15 protein-coding genes and 1 tRNA gene are annotated in these 15,859 nt (G+C 67.4%); 5 read left to right on the forward strand and 11 right to left on the reverse strand.

Translation table 11 applies throughout. The features are described from left to right. Nucleotides 1-90: 90 nt before the first annotated feature. From F817_RS0109980 to F817_RS0109995, 4 genes are all read right to left on the reverse strand, one after another. Nucleotides 91-165: transfer RNA gene (locus F817_RS0109980), tRNA-Gln, on the reverse strand. A 15-nt stretch (nt 166-180) separates the two neighbouring features. Further along, entirely contained in the window at nt 181-1,068 is an 888-nt protein-coding gene (ispE, locus tag F817_RS0109985; RefSeq protein WP_024327514.1) for a 4-(cytidine 5'-diphospho)-2-C-methyl-D-erythritol kinase, read from the reverse strand. After that, on the reverse strand, nt 1,065-1,709 hold the full coding sequence (gene lolB, locus F817_RS0109990) for a lipoprotein insertase outer membrane protein LolB (protein WP_155988450.1): 645 nt from the start codon (nt 1,707-1,709) through the stop codon (nt 1,065-1,067). Before lolB ends, ispE begins: the two co-directional genes overlap by 4 nt. A 14-nt stretch (nt 1,710-1,723) precedes the next feature. Then, a complete protein-coding gene (locus tag F817_RS0109995; RefSeq protein ID WP_024327516.1) occupies nt 1,724-3,469 on the reverse strand; it encodes a tetratricopeptide repeat protein in 1,746 nt (581 codons plus the stop codon). 132 nt (nt 3,470-3,601) lie between these two features. Between F817_RS0109995 and hemA the strand changes: the two genes are divergently transcribed. The 3 genes from hemA to prmC are packed head-to-tail and all read left to right on the forward strand — an operon-like array spanning nt 3,602 to nt 6,854. After that, a complete protein-coding gene (gene hemA, locus F817_RS0110000; RefSeq protein ID WP_024327517.1) occupies nt 3,602-4,900 on the forward strand; it encodes a glutamyl-tRNA reductase in 1,299 nt (432 codons plus the stop codon). Beyond that, nucleotides 4,897-5,982, forward strand: coding sequence for a peptide chain release factor 1 (prfA, locus tag F817_RS0110005; RefSeq protein ID WP_024327518.1), 1,086 nt, complete (start codon nt 4,897-4,899; stop codon nt 5,980-5,982). Before hemA ends, prfA begins: the two co-directional genes overlap by 4 nt. After that, nucleotides 5,982-6,854 carry a peptide chain release factor N(5)-glutamine methyltransferase gene (prmC, locus tag F817_RS0110010; RefSeq protein ID WP_024327519.1) on the forward strand — a complete coding sequence of 291 codons (873 nt, stop codon included), beginning with the start codon at nt 5,982-5,984 and terminating at the stop codon, nt 6,852-6,854. The genes prfA and prmC overlap by 1 nt, the downstream gene beginning before the upstream one ends. A 217-nt stretch (nt 6,855-7,071) precedes the next feature. Here the strand turns inward: prmC and F817_RS0110015 are convergent, their stop codons facing one another. After that, nucleotides 7,072-8,286 carry a hypothetical protein gene (locus F817_RS0110015; RefSeq protein ID WP_231369403.1) on the reverse strand — a complete coding sequence of 405 codons (1,215 nt, stop codon included), beginning with the start codon at nt 8,284-8,286 and terminating at the stop codon, nt 7,072-7,074. A 291-nt stretch (nt 8,287-8,577) separates the two neighbouring features. Then, on the reverse strand, nt 8,578-8,940 hold the full coding sequence (locus F817_RS0110020; RefSeq protein WP_024327521.1) for a hypothetical protein: 363 nt from the start codon (nt 8,938-8,940) through the stop codon (nt 8,578-8,580). A 189-nt stretch (nt 8,941-9,129) separates the two neighbouring features. Between F817_RS0110020 and F817_RS0110025 the strand changes: the two genes are divergently transcribed. After that, the gene (locus F817_RS0110025) at nt 9,130-9,885 is read left to right on the forward strand and encodes a molybdopterin-synthase adenylyltransferase MoeB (RefSeq protein WP_024327522.1); all 756 of its coding nucleotides are present in this window, start codon (nt 9,130-9,132) and stop codon (nt 9,883-9,885) included. Between the two features lie 15 nt (nt 9,886-9,900). Here F817_RS0110025 and F817_RS0110030 read toward each other — a convergent pair whose 3' ends face one another. From F817_RS0110030 to gatC, 5 genes are all read right to left on the reverse strand, one after another. Then, nucleotides 9,901-10,317 carry a hypothetical protein gene (locus tag F817_RS0110030; RefSeq protein ID WP_024327523.1) on the reverse strand — a complete coding sequence of 139 codons (417 nt, stop codon included), beginning with the start codon at nt 10,315-10,317 and terminating at the stop codon, nt 9,901-9,903. Between the two features lie 146 nt (nt 10,318-10,463). After that, complete coding sequence (hslO, locus tag F817_RS0110035) at nt 10,464-11,363, reverse strand: Hsp33 family molecular chaperone HslO (protein WP_024327524.1); 900 nt, start codon at nt 11,361-11,363, stop codon at nt 10,464-10,466. 30 nt (nt 11,364-11,393) lie between these two features. Beyond that, nucleotides 11,394-12,827, reverse strand: a complete 1,434-nt coding sequence (gatB, locus tag F817_RS0110040; RefSeq protein ID WP_024327525.1) for an Asp-tRNA(Asn)/Glu-tRNA(Gln) amidotransferase subunit GatB — start codon at nt 12,825-12,827, stop codon at nt 11,394-11,396. A gap of 11 nt (nt 12,828-12,838) precedes the next feature. After that, a complete protein-coding gene (gene gatA, locus F817_RS0110045) occupies nt 12,839-14,293 on the reverse strand; it encodes an Asp-tRNA(Asn)/Glu-tRNA(Gln) amidotransferase subunit GatA (RefSeq protein WP_024327526.1) in 1,455 nt (484 codons plus the stop codon). Nucleotides 14,294-14,355: 62 nt separating this feature from the next. Beyond that, nucleotides 14,356-14,643 (reverse strand): Asp-tRNA(Asn)/Glu-tRNA(Gln) amidotransferase subunit GatC, encoded by a 288-nt coding sequence (gene gatC, locus F817_RS0110050; RefSeq protein WP_018865860.1) that lies wholly within the window; start codon nt 14,641-14,643, stop codon nt 14,356-14,358. Between the two features lie 140 nt (nt 14,644-14,783). Between gatC and F817_RS0110055 the strand changes: the two genes are divergently transcribed. Further along, complete coding sequence (locus F817_RS0110055; protein WP_024327527.1) at nt 14,784-15,830, forward strand: rod shape-determining protein; 1,047 nt, start codon at nt 14,784-14,786, stop codon at nt 15,828-15,830. The last annotated feature ends 29 nt before the right edge of the window (nt 15,831-15,859 follow it).

Below are 15,859 nucleotides of genomic sequence, written 5' to 3' on the forward strand. Positions count from 1 at the left end.
GATCTCGCCCGGGCTCCAGTATAGCCCCCGGCGCGTGGCCGGGGTCCTGATGGTTTTGCCTCGCGCCATCCCGGGCGCGGGGCGGGTGTATGGCTGGGCCGGCAGGATTCGAACCTGCGCATGGCGGGATCAAAACCCGCTGCCTTACCGCTTGGCTACGGCCCAATATCTCGCTAAACGCTATCGCGTTTCGATGCCGGCGCCCCGTGACGGCAGCCAGGCCTGCAGGGGCGACACATTTTCCAGCCGCGTCACCCAGCTCTGCCAGGGTACCGGCTGTGCGGACTGCGCCGCCCGGGCCGCCTCTTCCTCGGAGAAGATCGCGAACACGCAGCCACCGCTGCCGCTCAGATGCGCCCGCGGCGCTTGCTCCGCCAGCCAGGACAGCGCCCGGTCGACCTCCGGATAGCGCGCCCGGACCACCGGTTCGAACACGTTCACGAACCGCCCGTCATCGATCGCGGACGAAATTGTCTCGGTGGGACAGTCGCGTGTCAATTCCGCACACCCGAACATGGCCCCGGTGGCAACCGACACGCCGGGGTCAATCAGCAAGACCCAGCCGGTCGTCGGGTCCACGGGCACGAGCTGCTCGCCGACACCCTCGGCCCAGGCGGCGTGTCCTGCCACGAACACCGGAACGTCGGCCCCCATCTCCAGGCCGATCGCCGCCAATTGCTCGACAGAGCAACCCAGGCGGAACAGGTGATTCAAGGCCACCAGCGTCGTCGCCGCATCGGAGCTGCCGCCCCCCAGACCACCCCCGACCGGGATCCGTTTATCGAGGTGGATGCGCACACCGAAGGGCGTTTCCGCCACCCCGGCCAGGCGCCGGGCGGCACGCAGGCAGAGGTTATCGGTGCCATCGATGTCGGTCCCGGCCATCTCGAAACGCCCCCCGGGCAGTGGCTCGAAACGCAGGGTGTCCTCCAGCCCGAGGAACTGGAACACCGTCTGCAGCTCGTGATACCCGTCCGCCCGGCGCCCGGTGATGTGCAGGAAGCGGTTGATCTTGGCCGGCGCGGGAAAGGTCGTGTCGAAGGCGCCGGCCGCAGGCGCGGCCGTCACGGCGCGTCCCCACCGAGCTGCCAGCGGCCAATGCGGGCGCGCAACTCGACCTCCTCGCGCCCGAGGACCATGGCAACCGGCATCGAAACGCCGTCAACCTCCTCGAACTCGGTGTATTCGATGGCCCAGCCGGACTGCAGAATCTCCAGGGGTCGGCCGTCCGCATCGATATCCAGCTGGTAGGAGGCCTCCGGGTGCAGCAGGCCGCGCACCCAGTAGATCATGCCGCTGACCGGGATTGACTCCCCCAGAACCCGCGCCACCAGCGCATCCGGATCGCGCGCCTCGAAGCGCTCGCCGGACCGGGTCACCAGCAGCGCCCGGCCACTGTCGGAGAGCGTCAGCCGGCCACCGCCGCGCCCCATCGGGCCGGACAGATCGAGCACATGCTGGCCTTCCTGCACGCGCCAGTTGAGCTGGGCGGACCAGTATTCCTCCCCGGAGGCCAGCCCCAGGCGCGCCACCAGTCGCCAGCTGTCCAGTGCCGCGAGCTGAGCATTACGGGCCTCGAAGGCGGCCTCGGCCGCCGGCGAGGTATCCGCCTCGGGCAGAGGCGCGGCACAGCCCGCCACAAACAGCCCCCAGCCAACGAGCAACCCGGCCAGCCAGACCCCGCCCGGGACCCGTCGCGGCCTCCGCATGACCCTTGCCTGATTCATTCGGTCAAGTCGTCACGAACCCGCTGCAGGCGCTCGTGATCGGGCTCGCGCTCCAGCGCCGCTTCGAGAATCTCGCGCGCCTCGTCGCGTTCGCCGCGTTCCCACAGCACCACCGCCAGGTTGCTGGCGATCTCGCCGTCATCCGACAGGGAATAGGCCCGCCGCAGCTGGGTCTCGGCCTCCTCCAGACGGCCCAGGCGATACAGGACCCAGCCATAGCTGTCGATGATCGCGGCATCATTCGGCTCCTGCTCGTAGGCACGCAGGATCAGTTCATAGGCCTCCTCGAAGCGCTCCGTGCGATCCGCCAGGGTGTAGCCCAGCGCGTTCAGCGCTGCGACGTTCTCGGGATCGGACTCAAGGATGGCGCGGAAATCCGCCTCGGCGGCGGCGATATCATCCTCGCGCTCGTGCACCAGCCCGCGCAGGTACAGCAGCCGGGTGTCGCCCGGGAACTGGACCAGCCCGCGGTTCAAGCGGCTGCGGGCCTCGGCATATGCCTCCATCTCGCGCAGGGCGTTGGCCTCGGCCAGGTAGGCGCGCCGGGCCAGGTCGTCGTCCACGCCCTGCTGCATGGGATCAAAAAGCTCCCGGGCAGCCTCGGCCCCGTCGCGCCGAAGGGTCAGACGCGCGCTGCGCAGGCGGGCATCCTCGGCATGGTCGCCGGCCTCGACGCGGGCATAGGCCGCCAGGGCGTCATCCGGCTCGTCGGCCATCTCGTGCAACCTTCCTAGGTAGTACGCGACGTCGTTCTCGCGCTCGCCCAGGGCGTCAAGACGCTCCAGGTAGTCGCGGGCCGGCCCCAGTTGCTCCGCCTCCAGATTCATCAAGGCGAGCGCCAGCAGCAGCTGAGTATCCTCCGGCGCCATCTCCACCAGGCGATCCATCTCCTCGCGGGCGAAGGTGTCGTCCTCCATCTCCGTCAGGACGCGCGCATAGCCCAGGCGCGCCTCGCGGCTCTCCGGGTGTGCCTCCACGGTCGCGCGCAGGGTCTCGATCGCGGCATCCTGCCGCCCGGCCTCGCTCTGGGCGCGTGCATGCAGCAGACGCAGCGGGACCGATTCCGGGAAGCGTTCGGTGGCCCGCCCGGTGATCGCCACCACCTCCTCGCCCGGCTCGCCAAAGCGCAGTGCGGCCTCGGCCTGCACACGGTGGACCCCCGCATCGTCGCTGCGCCGCTCGGCGAGCAAGCGCATCGTCTCCAGCGCCACAGCCTGATCCTGGGCCTGACCAATCACGGCACCGAGCGTGGAGTGGGGATCCCCCCCCTGAACCACTACGCGATTCATCAGCGAATCCAGCTGCTCGGCCGCCTGCTCGGCGTCGCCGGCGTTGATCCGCAGCACGGTCGAGATCTGGCTGGCATCCGTGCTCTCGGGGGCCAGGCGCAGCCAGCGATCGGCCGAACGCTGGGCCTGTTCCTGGTCGCGCGCGAACAACGCGATGCGGGTGGCACGCTCGGCAATCGAGGGGTCATCGCTCAGCAACGCCGCGGCACCGTAGTACCGCGCCGCCGCGGCATGCTCGCCGGAGCGCACCGCGATCTCGGCGACCAGGACGCTGAACATCAGCGCCGCCTCCGGGTCCTCGGTCTGCATCAACGGCTGCACCGCGGGGTGGTCCGACTCCGGGGGTTCGGAGGCGTCCAGTTGGGTATGCGCGCAGCCCGCCAGGGAGAGCACGGCGGCCAGCGCGAGCAGGCTTCGAATCATGTTGTGTCCAGTCGGGATCAGTACGGGCATATCGGATGGGACGGGGCAGGCGCCTCCGGGGTTCCATCCCGCCCGAAAGCCACTGCCGCCAAGCCTACAGCACAGTACACTATCGGGAAATTCGGCCACGCGCCCGCGTTTTCCGGCACAATACGCGCCAGCATGCTGTTCACTCTCGGGATCAATCACAAGACGGCTCCGGTCGCCATTCGCGAACGGCTCTCCGTCAACGAGCACGAGCTCGGCGAGGCCCTGCACTCGCTGCGCTCCGGCGTGCTGTTGCCGGAAACCGCGATCCTGTCCACCTGCAACCGCACCGAGGTGTACTTCCGTGAGGGCGACCCGCACAGCGAACAGCGTGTGCTCGACTGGATCGGCGGCTACCATGGCATCGACCGCGACGAGCTGAAACCCTATCTCTACCTGCACCACGACGGCTCCGCGGTGCGCCACACCCTGCGCGTGGCCAGCGGGCTGGACTCCATGGTCCTCGGCGAGCCGCAGATCCTCGGGCAGATGAAGACTGCCTACCAGCATGCCCATGACGCCGGCACACTGGGCCGCTCGCTGGAACGCCTGTTCCAGCATGCCTTCGCTACCGCCAAGGACGTGCGCACCCAGACCGCCATCGGCCAGAGCGCCGTCTCGGTGGCCTTCGCGGCAGTGTCACTGGCTCGCCAGATCTTCGGCGACCTGAAACCCCTGACCGCGATGGTCATCGGTGCCGGCGAGACCATCGAACTGGCCCTGCAACACCTCTCGGGAGGCGGCATCGGCAACGTCATCGTCGCCAACCGCACGGTGGAACGCGCCCGCGCGGTGGCCGGCCGCTTCGATGCCGAGGCCATCAGTCTCGACCAGCTCCCCGACCGCATGGCCGAGGCCGACATCGTGATCTCCTCCACCGCCGCGCCGCTGCCGATCCTCGGCAAGGGCGCGGTGGAACGCGCGCTGCGCAAGCGCCGGCACAAGCCGATGTTCATGGTGGACATCGCCGTGCCACGCGACATCGAACCCGAGGTCGGCCAGCTTGAGGACGTCTACCTCTACACCGTGGACGACCTGCAGGAAGTCATCGACGAGAACATGGCCTCGCGCCAGGCCGCCGCCGAACAGGCCGAGGAGATCATCACCCAGCGCGCCGGCGAGTTCATGCGCTGGCTGCGCGCCCGCGACTCGGTGGACAGCATCCGCCAGCTCCGCCAACGCGCCGACAGCGTGAAGGCCGAGGCGCTGGCCAAGGCCGAGGCCATGCTGCGCGCCGGCAAGTCGCCCGAGGAGGCGATGCAGCTGCTGGCCCACAACCTGACCAACAAGCTGATGCACGCCCCCTGCAAGTCGCTGAACACCGCCGCGCACGAGGGCGATGCCCGCCTGCTGGAGGCCGCCCATCGTCTGTTCCAGCTGCCCGCTCCGGAAGACGACCCCGGCGACGATTCCGACTCCGGCACCCGTTCGTGAAGGCCTCGTTCCGCACCAAGCTCGAAGGCCTGGCCGAACGCCACGCCGAGATCGCGCAGCTGCTGGCCACCCCGGACGCCGCCGAGGACCCGGACCAGCTGCGCCGACTGTCCCAGGAATACAGCCAGCTGGAACCGGTGGCCGAGGCCTGGAAGGCCTGGCACGACAACCACGCGGCGCTGGACGAGGCGCGCGCCATGCTCGAGGACGATGACCCCGAGCTGCGCGCCATGGCCGAGGCCGAGATCGAGACGCTGTCGGAACAGACCGAGGCGCTGGAGGCGGAACTCTACCGCCACCTGATCCCGAAGGATCCGCACGACAACGCCAACGTGTTCCTGGAGATCCGCGCCGGGACCGGCGGCGACGAGGCCGCGATCTTCGCCGGCGACCTGCTGCGGATGTACACCCGCTATGCCGAGCAGCGGAACTGGAAGCTGGAGATCCTCAGCGCCAGCGAGGGCGAACACGGCGGCTACCGCGAGGTCATCGCGCGCCTGGCCGGCCAGGGCGCCTATTCCCGGCTCAAGTTCGAGTCCGGCGCCCATCGCGTGCAGCGCGTCCCCGAGACCGAGTCCCAGGGCCGCATCCACACCTCGGCCGCGACCGTCGCCATCCTGCCGGAGCTGGAAGAGGTCGAGATGCCGGAGATCAACCCGGCCGACCTGCGCGTGGACACCTTCCGCGCCTCCGGCGCCGGCGGGCAGCACATCAACAAGACCGACTCCGCGGTACGCCTGACCCACCTGCCCACCGGCATCGTGGTCGAGTGCCAGGAAGAACGCTCGCAGCACAAGAACCGCGCCAAGGCCATGACCTACCTGGCCGCGCGGATGTTCGAGGCCGAGCGCGAGGCCCAGTCCGCCGCGCAGAGCGCCGAACGCAAGGGCCTGGTCGGCAGCGGCGACCGCTCCGAGCGCATCCGTACCTACAACTTCCCGCAGGGCCGGGTCACCGACCACCGCATCAACCTCACCCTGTACAAGCTGGAACAGGTGATGGCCGGCGACCTCGACCCGATCATCGATCCGCTGATCCACGAATACCAGGCCGAGCAACTCGCCACCCTCTCCGAGGCGTAATGGAAGCCCGGGCCTCGCTCGACAGCCTGCTGCGGGACCTGCGCACCCGCCTGCAGGACGCCGGGATCGAAAACCCCGGACTGGAGGCCCGCATGCTGCTGGGCACCGCCACCGGCCAGGGTACCGCGCAACTGATCGCCCACGGCAACGACGCCGCCACCGCCGAGCAAGCCGCCCGCGTGGACGCGCTGTGCCAGCGCCGCTGCGCCGGCGAGCCGATGGCCCACATCCTCGGACGGCGCAGCTTCTGGACGCTGGAGCTGGGGGTCTCCCCGGCCTGCCTGATCCCACGCCCCGAGACCGAGCTGCTGGTCGAGCATGCGCTCGCCGCCGTTGACGCCTGCAGCCACGAAAATCCTCGCGTATTGGACCTTGGCACCGGCACCGGCGCGATCATCCTGGCGCTCAAGGCGGAACGCCCAGTCATCGAGGCCGTCGCCTCCGACCGCAGCCTGGACGCCCTCCGCCAAGCCCGCGCCAACGCGGACGGACTCGGACTGGACGTGGCTTTCCTGCAGGGGACCTGGCTCGCCCCGCTCAAGCCACGCGGTACATTTAACGTGATCGTCAGCAACCCACCCTACATCGCCCCTGACGACGCTCACCTGGCCCATGGCGACGTGCGCTTCGAGCCGCGCGCTGCGCTAGTCGCGGCCGATGCCGGCCTGGCGGACCTGCGCACCATCATCCACACCGCCGGCGAGCACCTGGCGCCCTCTGGCCGCCTGCTTCTGGAACACGGTTTCGACCAAGCCCGCGCCGTGCGCCGGATGCTGAAAAATGCCGGCTACACCGCTATCCGGTCACACGTCGACATGGCCGGACACGTACGCATCACGGAGGGCCTTCTGATACCCGAAGGGCCAGCTTGAACGCACGAGCTCTGCAGCACGGGAGCACCCTTCACGCCGAGCAAAGCGAGTACAAACAAAAAGGCCCCGGCACAAGGTGCCGGGGCCAATCGCATTCAACCGGAAGGGTCATAACCATCAAGCCAATAACCAACTGGCTTCAGTGACGGTCCCACTGGCACCAGAACCGGGCAAAACCACCGCTCAGATACGGCGATCTCACCGACGCTTAAGGGTATCAGCCATCGCTCTTGTCGAAAGCCTCGAACGCGTCCGCGAGTTCATGGCTCCTGAAGGCCCAGCCTCCGGTCACCTTAACTCGCCCCGACGGATACTGCTCGGCGTCCATGGAGGCAATGCCCAAACCACGACTGAAGGCTACCGCCTTCTCGCCAGTATCAAGGCGCGTTACTGCAATCCGTCGCAGTCCAGCTTCATGGGTCACGGCAATCGGGCCCTGCTCGGTCGAAAACCAGTGCAAACGCCAGAAATAGTGGCCTTCGTTACGACGCCCCGTTCGCGGATCGTACAAGGCTTCAAACGAATGCATATTCGCACATTCATTCACAATCGAATTGCGCTGTCGGCACTCGGAGTACACGTTCACCTGCCCGCCTTCGGACGAGATGTTGATCGGAACCACTGATTGGTCACGGTAGTTGATCAACGCATAATCTTCGGCCGAGCTACCTCCAAGCGCATCCCCGAGAGCACGCATCGTGCGCATCATCGACTCTCCACTGCCCTGCGCCCGATTGCGCTCGATCAGAATGTATCCCGTGGAGGCAATATCGCCGTTCTGGTGAGCCGCCAGATGGAAACCATCCGGGACTCCGACCGTGCTAATACCTTCTCCCGGAGCATAGACAAAGGCGTTCGTGTCTCGCGCGACAGCGAAGCCACGCGATGTCGGCATCAAGTGGGACCCCCTCAAGGTCTCTCCAGTCACCGTCCGAATATTCCAGTTCGATCCACCACGCTCGGCATGCGCAATCGTCACAGGCGCAAGACCATTGGATGGATTCGCAATCCTCACCTGGTATTCACGGTCCGTGAGAGCCATCAGGTAGGTGACCGCACCGGTTGTCGTATCGAATCCGTAGGAGGAGATCTCTCCCTGTGGTTCCACATAGGCGACACCATCGACCAGGAAACCGTCTCGACGGCGTTCAAACCTGGCGCCCTGATTGTCAGACGCCCACATAGGCTCCAACCGTTCAACAACTTCCTCGGGGCTCATCTGCCCGAAGCCGCCTGCCGCAACGCCCGATTGCTTTTGCGGATGCCGCTGCTGCGCCGCCCCCATCGCCTCGAGAAGCGCCATGGCACGTTCGTAATCATCGTCCCCAGACGACTGCGCCGATTCCGCCGGCTGCACCGGACGAGGCTCGGGTGCGGCCAGACAGCCTGCAAGCAATACCGAAACAGCAAGGACACCGAGTCCTTTCTTCATGTGTTGTTCTCCCTGACAAATCAAACCCTGTTAGATGCGCAGAATCACCACACCGAGCCAAACACTCTCACCATTCCACGCGGAAAACCGGCACCGAGACACCGGTGCCGCCATGGGGAGCCACCCCAAAAAAAACCCCGCTATATCGGCGGGGTCCTATATCGGAATATTTACATAAATGTGACCGATTTGAAAGAAAGGGACACGCGAATCCCCGAGCTCGCGCGTCCTCTGCGCCCATCACAAAAAAGCCCCGGCCGGGGCTCGCGTTGCGCCAGGGGCGCGCCCGAGTCAGAGCGGCAGGCGCAGGCGCAGGTTGACCGAACCGCTGGGCGACGAGCGGTGGCGGTAGCGGCTCGAACGGTTGTCATAGTAGTGGTGGTAATGATGCGCATGACTGCGCGAGTGCTTGTGATGCCCTCGGCCGCGCGGTTTCGCCCGCTTGGCCTGCTTGTGACCACGCGCACCCGGGTGGCCGCGGTAGTGCTTGTGCCCACGCGAATGGCCATGCCGCACAGGCTGCAAGGCCGCCGCATCGGAGCTGACGGCCCCCACCGCCTGCACTAGCCCGGTGACCGGCTGGGCCGCATGGCTCGGGACGGACAGGACGACCACCAGCAATGCCGCGGGTGCCAGAATCGCGGTTCGTTTCATGGATGATCCCTCCTTTCATTCGGGTCGTCCGCGCATTCGCCTGGAGCGTCGACCGACCGATGGTTGTGGCAGGATTGCCGAGGGAGACGCTGATTGAATCGTGCGTTCCTGAACGGTACCCAACTGACGCCGCCTGCGAACGTGACGCCGGTTACAATTTTGGCCCGCCCCCCCCCGGAGACCCTCCGCATGGAAGACGACCAGCTCCTGCGCTACAGCCGCCAGATCATGCTCCCCGGCGTGGGGGTCGAGGGGCAGGAGGCACTGCGGCGAGCACATGCGGTGGTCATGGGGCTTGGCGGACTGGGCTCGCCGGTCGCCGCCTACCTGGCCGCGGCCGGGGTGGGTCACCTGACCCTGGTGGACCCCGACCACGTCGAGGTGACCAACCTGCAGCGCCAGATCCTCCATACCGAAGCCGATATTGGCCGCGACAAGGTCGCCTCCGCGGTCGACCGCGTCACCGCGATGAACCCCGAGTGCCGCGTGGACCCGCGCACCGAACGCCTCGACAACGAGGCGATGTACCGGCTGTTCACCGATGCCGATGTAGTACTGGACGGTACGGACAACTTCGCCGCCCGCGGGGCCATCAGCCGCGCTGCACTCGCAGCCGGCACGCCACTGGTCTCCGGGGCGGTGATCCGCTTCGAGGGGCAGCTGACCACCTTCGACTACCGCGATCCGGAAGCGGCCTGTTACCACTGCCTGTACGGCGAGGGGGGTGGCGATGAGGACACCTGTGCCGCCAACGGCGTGCTGGCCAGCCTGCCCGGCGTGGTCGGCAGCCTGCAGGCGACCGAGGCACTCAAGCTGCTGATGGGGCTGCCGACCCTTGGCGGGCGGCTGCTGATCCTCGACGGTCTGGCCATGCAGTTCCGCGAGATCCGGCTGCGCCGCGACCCGGCCTGCCCGGCGTGCGGCCACCGCCACGCCCCGGCCTGAGCCGGACGCGCCGGATCAGGCGCAGGAGCGCGGATTAAAAGGGAGGACCTTGCCGGGTGACAGCGCCGGCGCGGCGTCGGCGAGCGCCACCGCCAGCTCGGGCTCCATCGCGGACAGGGTGCGGTTCATGACCATGCTCGCCATCGCGTGAAACAGCAGCAGTTCGCAGGCAACCGGACGGTGCAGGCTGCGCCGCCCGCGGGAGTGGAAGGCGGTCCAGGCGACCACCGGCATGTCGTTCAGCACCCGGTCGACGACGATCCAGGCATCACGCTGCAGGATCAGGTCCAGCTGCTTGAGCCCCGGCGGCGACAGGCGGATTTCCGGCCCCAGCAGGGCCAGCCCCCGGCGGACCTGGTTGAAGTAGCGCGCCTCCACCAGCCAGCCGGGGCGGACATCCAGGGTCGGGATCTCGGTGTGCCGGGAATACATTGCGCCCCCGTCTGCGAACGCTGGAAGATCAGTCCTGCATCTATAGCAAGACCGCAGACGGTCGGGCGGGCGTCACGAGCGGATCGGCCCTCCGGGGGTCACGGCGGGCTAACGAGGGGGGCCAGCGGCCCGCCCCCAGGCGCTGGCTACTGGCGGGTTTCCGGAGTCGGCGGCTGGGTACCCTCGGGGGCGCAGAGGGCCTCGGCATCCACCGGGTCGAAGTGGTAGTGGGCGTTGCAGAACTCGCAGGTCACGTCGACCGCACCCTGCTCCTCGATGATGCTGCGGATCTCGTCGCGGCCCAGGCTGCGCAGGGTCTCGCCGATGCGCTCGCGGGAGCAGGGGCAGTGGAAGCTGACACCGGTGCCGTCGAACAGGCGCACGCGCTCCTCGGCGAACAGCCGGCCCAGCAGGGTCCCCGCATCCAGCTCCAGCAGCTCCTCGGCGGTGGTGGTCTCGGCCAGGATCGTTGCGCGGTTCCACTCCTCGGAATCCCGCGTCACTGCATCACCACCACCCTCGCCGGGTAGCGCCTGCAGCAGCATGCCGGCCGCGGACTGTGCCCCGCTTGCCAGCCAAAGCCGCGTCGGAAGCTGTTCCGAACGCTCGAAATAGACGTTCATCGCGTCCGCCAGGGTCTCGCCCTCCAGCTCGACCACGCCCTGGTAGCGCTCGCCGCCATCTCCGGGGTCCAGGGTCAGCATGAGCCGGGCATCCTCGCCGGCACACTCGGCCAGCGTCGCGCCCTCCGGCGGAGTCTCGCGAAAGCGGGCGAGCCCGCGCAACCGTCCCTTACCATCGGCCTGGGCGACGATCATGTGCACCGGCCCGGGGCCGGTGACCTGCAGGATCAGCGAGCCGTCAAACTTGAGTGTCGCTGCGGTCAGCGCGACCGCCGCATAGGCCTGGCCCAGCAGGTCACGCACCACGGGCGGGTACTCGTGGCGCTCCAGAAGGGCCTGCCAGGCGGCATCCAGGTGCACCCACTCGCCGCGCACCCCGGCCTCCTCCAGCATGAAGCGATGGAGGGTGTCGGTCTCACGCATGGCAGCTGAACTCGAACGAAATAAAGCGCATCAGCCGTCGAGCTTGGCCTTCAGGCGCTCGTTGACCTGGGCCGGGTTGGCCTTGCCCTGGGTCGCCTTCATCACCTGGCCGACGAAGAAGCCGAACAGCTTGTCCTTGCCGCCACGGTACTGCTCGAGCTGCTGCGGGTTGCTGGCCATCACGTCGTCGATGATGGCATCAATCGCACTGGTATCGGTGATCTGCTTGAGCCCCTTGGCCTCGATCACGGCATCAGCGTTGCCCTCGCCGTTCCACATCGCCTCGAAGACCTCCTTGGCGATCTTGCCGGAGATGGTCTCGTCCTGGATGCGCGCGAGCAGACCGGCCAGGCCATCGGCATTGACCGGAGCATCCTTCAGTTCCACCTCGGAGCGATTGAGCGCGGCGGAGAAGTCGCCCATCACCCAGTTGGCGGCCAGCTTGGGCGCGTCGCAGCCGCCGGCCACGGCCTCGTAGAAGTCGCCCATCTCGCGGGTCGCGGTGAGGACGCCGGCGTCGTAGTCGGACAGGCCGTACTGCTCGACGAAGCGCGCCCGCTTGGCATCCGGAAGCTCGGGCAGCTTCGCGCGCACGGAGTCGATGAAGGCATGGTCCACGACCAGCGGCAACAGATCCGGATCCGGGAAGTAGCGGTAGTCGTTCGCCTCTTCCTTGCTGCGCATGGAGCGCGTCTCGTCGCGGTCCGGATCGTACAGGCGGGTTTCCTGTACTACCGAGCCACCACCTTCGATCAGGTCGATCTGGCGTTCGACCTCGAAGTTGATCGCGCGCTCGACAAAGCGGAAGGAGTTCAGGTTCTTCAGCTCCGCGCGGGTGCCGAACTCGGTCTGGCCCTTGGGCCGCACCGAGACGTTGGCGTCACAGCGGAAGCTGCCTTCCTGCATGTTGCCGTCGCAGATGTCGAGGTAACGCACCAGGGAGTGCAGCTTCTTCATGTAGGCAACGGCCTCCTTCGCGGAGCGCAGCTCCGGTTCGGAAACGATCTCGATCAGCGGGGTACCGGCACGGTTGAGGTCGATACCGGTCATCGCCTCGAAGCCCTCGTGCAGGCTCTTGCCGGCGTCCTCCTCGAGGTGCGCGCGGGTCACCCCGACGCGCTTGATGGTGCCGTCTTCCAGTTCGATATCCAGATGCCCCAGGCCCACGATCGGCAGTTCGAACTGCGAGATCTGGTAGCCCTTGGGGAGGTCCGGATAGAAGTAGTTCTTGCGCGCGAAAACCGAGCGCGGGGTGATCTCGGCATTGATCGCCAGGCCCAGCATCACGGCCCGCTCCACCGCACCCTGGTTCAGCACTGGCAGTACGCCGGGCATGCCCAGGTCCACCGGGCAGGCCTGGCGATTGGGCTCGGCGCCGTAGGCGGTGGGCGCCCCGGAAAAGATTTTGGAGACGGTATTGAGCTGGGCGTGAATCTCCAGCCCGATGACGGTTTCCCATTCCATGTTCAGGGCCCTCAGGCGAAGGCCGCCGGCACGCGCGCGTGCCAGTCGGTCTCTTGCTGATACTGGTGAGCGACGCCCAGCAGGCGCGCCTCGTCGAAATAGTTGCCGATCAGTTGCAGCCCGACCGGCAGGCCGTCGATCTCGCCGGCCGGCAGCGACATCGCCGGCAGCCCCGCGAGGTTCGCGGCGATGGTGTAGATATCCGACAGGTACATGCTGACCGGGTCGGCCTTGGCACCCAGCGCGAACGGCAGCTCCGGGGTGGTCGGCGCCAGTAGCACGTCCACGTCCTCGAAGGCGCGACGGAAGTCGTCGGCGATGATGCGCCGGACCTTCTGCGCCTTCAGGTAGTAGGCGTCGTAGTAGCCGGCGGACAGCACGTAGGTGCCGACCATGATGCGGCGCTTCACCTCGTCGCCGAAGCCCTCCCCGCGCGAGCGGGTGTAGAGGTCCATCAGGTCTTCGGGATTCTCGCAGCGATAGCCATAGCGCACGCCGTCGAAGCGCGCGAGGTTGGAGGAGCACTCGGCCGGGGCGACCACGTAATAGGCCGGCACCGACAGGTGGCTGTTCGGCAGGCCGACCTCGCGCACCTCGGCGCCGCGGCCCTTGAGCACCTCGATGGCGGCGTCGATCACGCCGCGCACGCGCTCGTCCAGTCCGGCCTCGCCGAAGAATTCCGTCGGCAGGCCGATGCGCAGGCCCTTCAGGTCCTGCTCCAGTCCGGCGGTGAAGTCCTCTTCCGGGCGCTCGACGCTGGTGGAGTCGCGCTCGTCGAAGCCGGCCATCGCGTTCAGCATCCGCCCGCAGTCCTCGGCGGTCGCGGCCATCGGGCCACCCTGGTCGAGACTGGAGGCGAAGGCGATCATGCCGTAGCGCGAGACGCGCCCGTAGGTCGGCTTGAGCCCGGTGATGCCGCAGAAGGCTGCCGGCTGGCGGATCGAGCCGCCGGTGTCGGTGCCCGTGGCACCCGGCACTAGGCGCGCCCCCACCGCGGCGGCGGAGCCGCCGGAGGAACCACCCGGGACGCGTTCGGTATCCCAGGGGTTGCGAACGGGGCCATAGAAACTCGTCTCGTTGGACGAGCCCATCGCGAATTCGTCCATGTTGGTCTTGCCCAGCATCACCGCGCCGGCGGCATTCATGCGCTCGACGACGGTGGCGTTGTAGGGCGAGACGAACGGATCCAGCATGCGCGAGCCGCAGGAGGTGCGCACACCCTCGGTGCAGAAGATGTCCTTCTGCGCGACGGGCACGCCCAGCAACGGGCTCTGCTCGCCTTTCGCCAGGCGCGCATCGGCGGCATCGGCCTGCGCCAGCGCCTGCTCGGCGGTCACGGTGATGAAGCTGTTCAACTGCGGATCGAGACGCTCGATCCGGTCCAGATACAGCTGGGTCAGTTCACGCGAACTGATCTCGCGGGCCTGGAGCTTGCGCACCCAGCCGGACAGGGTTTCCTGGGCCATGGTTTCGGGGACTCTTTCTGGCTAGAAGCGTGACGGGTTCAACAGAACGGCGACCGCGCGGATCATTCGATCACGCGCGGGACCAGGTACAGGCCACCCTCGACGGCCGGGGCGATGGCCTGATAGGCCTCGCGCCGGTCCGGCTCGGTGACCGCGTCCGGGCGCAGGCGCTGCTCGGCGTCCAGCGGGTGGGCCATCGGCTCAACACCCTCGATGGCCGCACCATCCAGTTGTTCGACAAAGGCAAAGATGTCGCTCAGCCCTCCGGCGAAATCCCGGGCCTGGTCGTCGTTCATGGCCAGACGGGAGAGATGGGCAATGCGCCGGACTTCGGAGGTATCGACGGACATGACGGGAGGGTCCTGTAGCGTTCAAATTCAACGGGCGAAACGGAGCGCAAACTTACCACAAAGCCGTTGTTGCCCAAACCCCGGGCGCTTGCTAGAGTCGACGGCTTTCCCGCCCGCCCACTCAAGCAGGTTTCTTCTTCATGTTCAAACGCCTTCTGGGGTTGTTCTCCAACGACATCTCCATCGATCTCGGCACCGCCAACACCCTCATCTATATGCGCGGCCAGGGCATCGTCCTGAACGAACCCTCCGTGGTCGCCATTCGCCAGGACCGCGGCCCGGGCGGCCCGCGCTCCATCGAGGCGGTGGGGATCGAGGCCAAGAAGATGCTCGGGCGCACGCCGGAGCACGTGGTAACGGTGCGTCCGATGAAGGACGGCGTGATCGCCGACTTCACCACCACCGAGAAGATGCTGCAGTACTTCATCAAGAAGGTGCACGAGCGCCGGATCTTCCGCCCCAGCCCGCGCGTGCTGGTCTGTGTGCCCTGCGGCGCCACCCAGGTGGAACGTCGCGCCATCCGCGAATCCGCCTTCGGCGCCGGCGCGCGCAAGGTCTACCTGCTGCAGGAACCCGTGGCCGCGGCCATCGGCGCCGGCATCCCGCTGGACGAGGCGGTCGGGTCCATGGTGCTGGATATCGGCGGCGGGACCTCCGAAGTCGCGGTGCTGTCGATGAACGGCATCGTCTACTCCGAGTCCGTGCGCATCGGCGGCGACACCTTCGACGAGGCGATCATGGCCTACGTGCGCCGCAACTACGGCGTGCTGATCGGCGAGGCAACGGCCGAGCGCATCAAGCACGCGGTGGGCTCCGCCTACCCGGGCAAGGAACTGCTGGAGATCGAGGTCAAGGGCCGCAACCTGGCCGAGGGCGTGCCGCGCTCGTTCACCCTGAACTCGAACGAGATCCTCGAAGCCCTGCAGGACCCGCTGTACGGCATCGTCTCCGCTGTGCGTACCGCGCTGGAACAGACCCCGCCGGAACTGGGCGCAGACGTCGCCGAGCGCGGCATCGTGCTGACCGGCGGCTCCGCCCTGCTGCAGCAACTGGACCGCCTGATCATGGAAGAGACCGGAATCCCGGTGGTCATCGCCGATGATCCGCTGACCTGTGTGGCCCGCGGCGGCGGCCGGGTGCTGGAGATGCTGGACGAGAAGCGGGTCGACTTCCTGTCGATGGAATAACACCGGGCCACGCCACCCGCGCCTCCCTG

This window comes from Thioalkalivibrio sp. AKL19, assembly GCF_000420165.1.
Lineage (GTDB): Bacteria > Pseudomonadota > Gammaproteobacteria > Ectothiorhodospirales > Ectothiorhodospiraceae > Thioalkalivibrio.

Bases quoted from the DNA above. Each gene is read 5' to 3' on its own strand.
- lolB (WP_155988450.1), bottom strand. From the start codon at position 1,709: ATGCGGAGGCCGCGACGGGTCCCGGGCGGGGTCTGGCTGGCCGGGTTG.
- F817_RS0109995 (WP_024327516.1), bottom strand. From the start codon at position 3,469: ATGCCCGTACTGATCCCGACTGGACACAACATGATTCGAAGCCTGCTC.
- hemA (WP_024327517.1), top strand. From the start codon at position 3,602: ATGCTGTTCACTCTCGGGATCAATCACAAGACGGCTCCGGTCGCCATT.
- prmC (WP_024327519.1), top strand. From the start codon at position 5,982: ATGGAAGCCCGGGCCTCGCTCGACAGCCTGCTGCGGGACCTGCGCACC.
- F817_RS0110015 (WP_231369403.1), bottom strand. From the start codon at position 8,286: ATGAAGAAAGGACTCGGTGTCCTTGCTGTTTCGGTATTGCTTGCAGGC.
- F817_RS0110020 (WP_024327521.1), bottom strand. From the start codon at position 8,940: ATGAAACGAACCGCGATTCTGGCACCCGCGGCATTGCTGGTGGTCGTC.
- F817_RS0110025 (WP_024327522.1), top strand. From the start codon at position 9,130: ATGGAAGACGACCAGCTCCTGCGCTACAGCCGCCAGATCATGCTCCCC.
- F817_RS0110030 (WP_024327523.1), bottom strand. From the start codon at position 10,317: ATGTATTCCCGGCACACCGAGATCCCGACCCTGGATGTCCGCCCCGGC.
- hslO (WP_024327524.1), bottom strand. From the start codon at position 11,363: ATGCGTGAGACCGACACCCTCCATCGCTTCATGCTGGAGGAGGCCGGG.
- gatB (WP_024327525.1), bottom strand. From the start codon at position 12,827: ATGGAATGGGAAACCGTCATCGGGCTGGAGATTCACGCCCAGCTCAAT.
- gatA (WP_024327526.1), bottom strand. From the start codon at position 14,293: ATGGCCCAGGAAACCCTGTCCGGCTGGGTGCGCAAGCTCCAGGCCCGC.
- gatC (WP_018865860.1), bottom strand. From the start codon at position 14,643: ATGTCCGTCGATACCTCCGAAGTCCGGCGCATTGCCCATCTCTCCCGT.
- F817_RS0110055 (WP_024327527.1), top strand. From the start codon at position 14,784: ATGTTCAAACGCCTTCTGGGGTTGTTCTCCAACGACATCTCCATCGAT.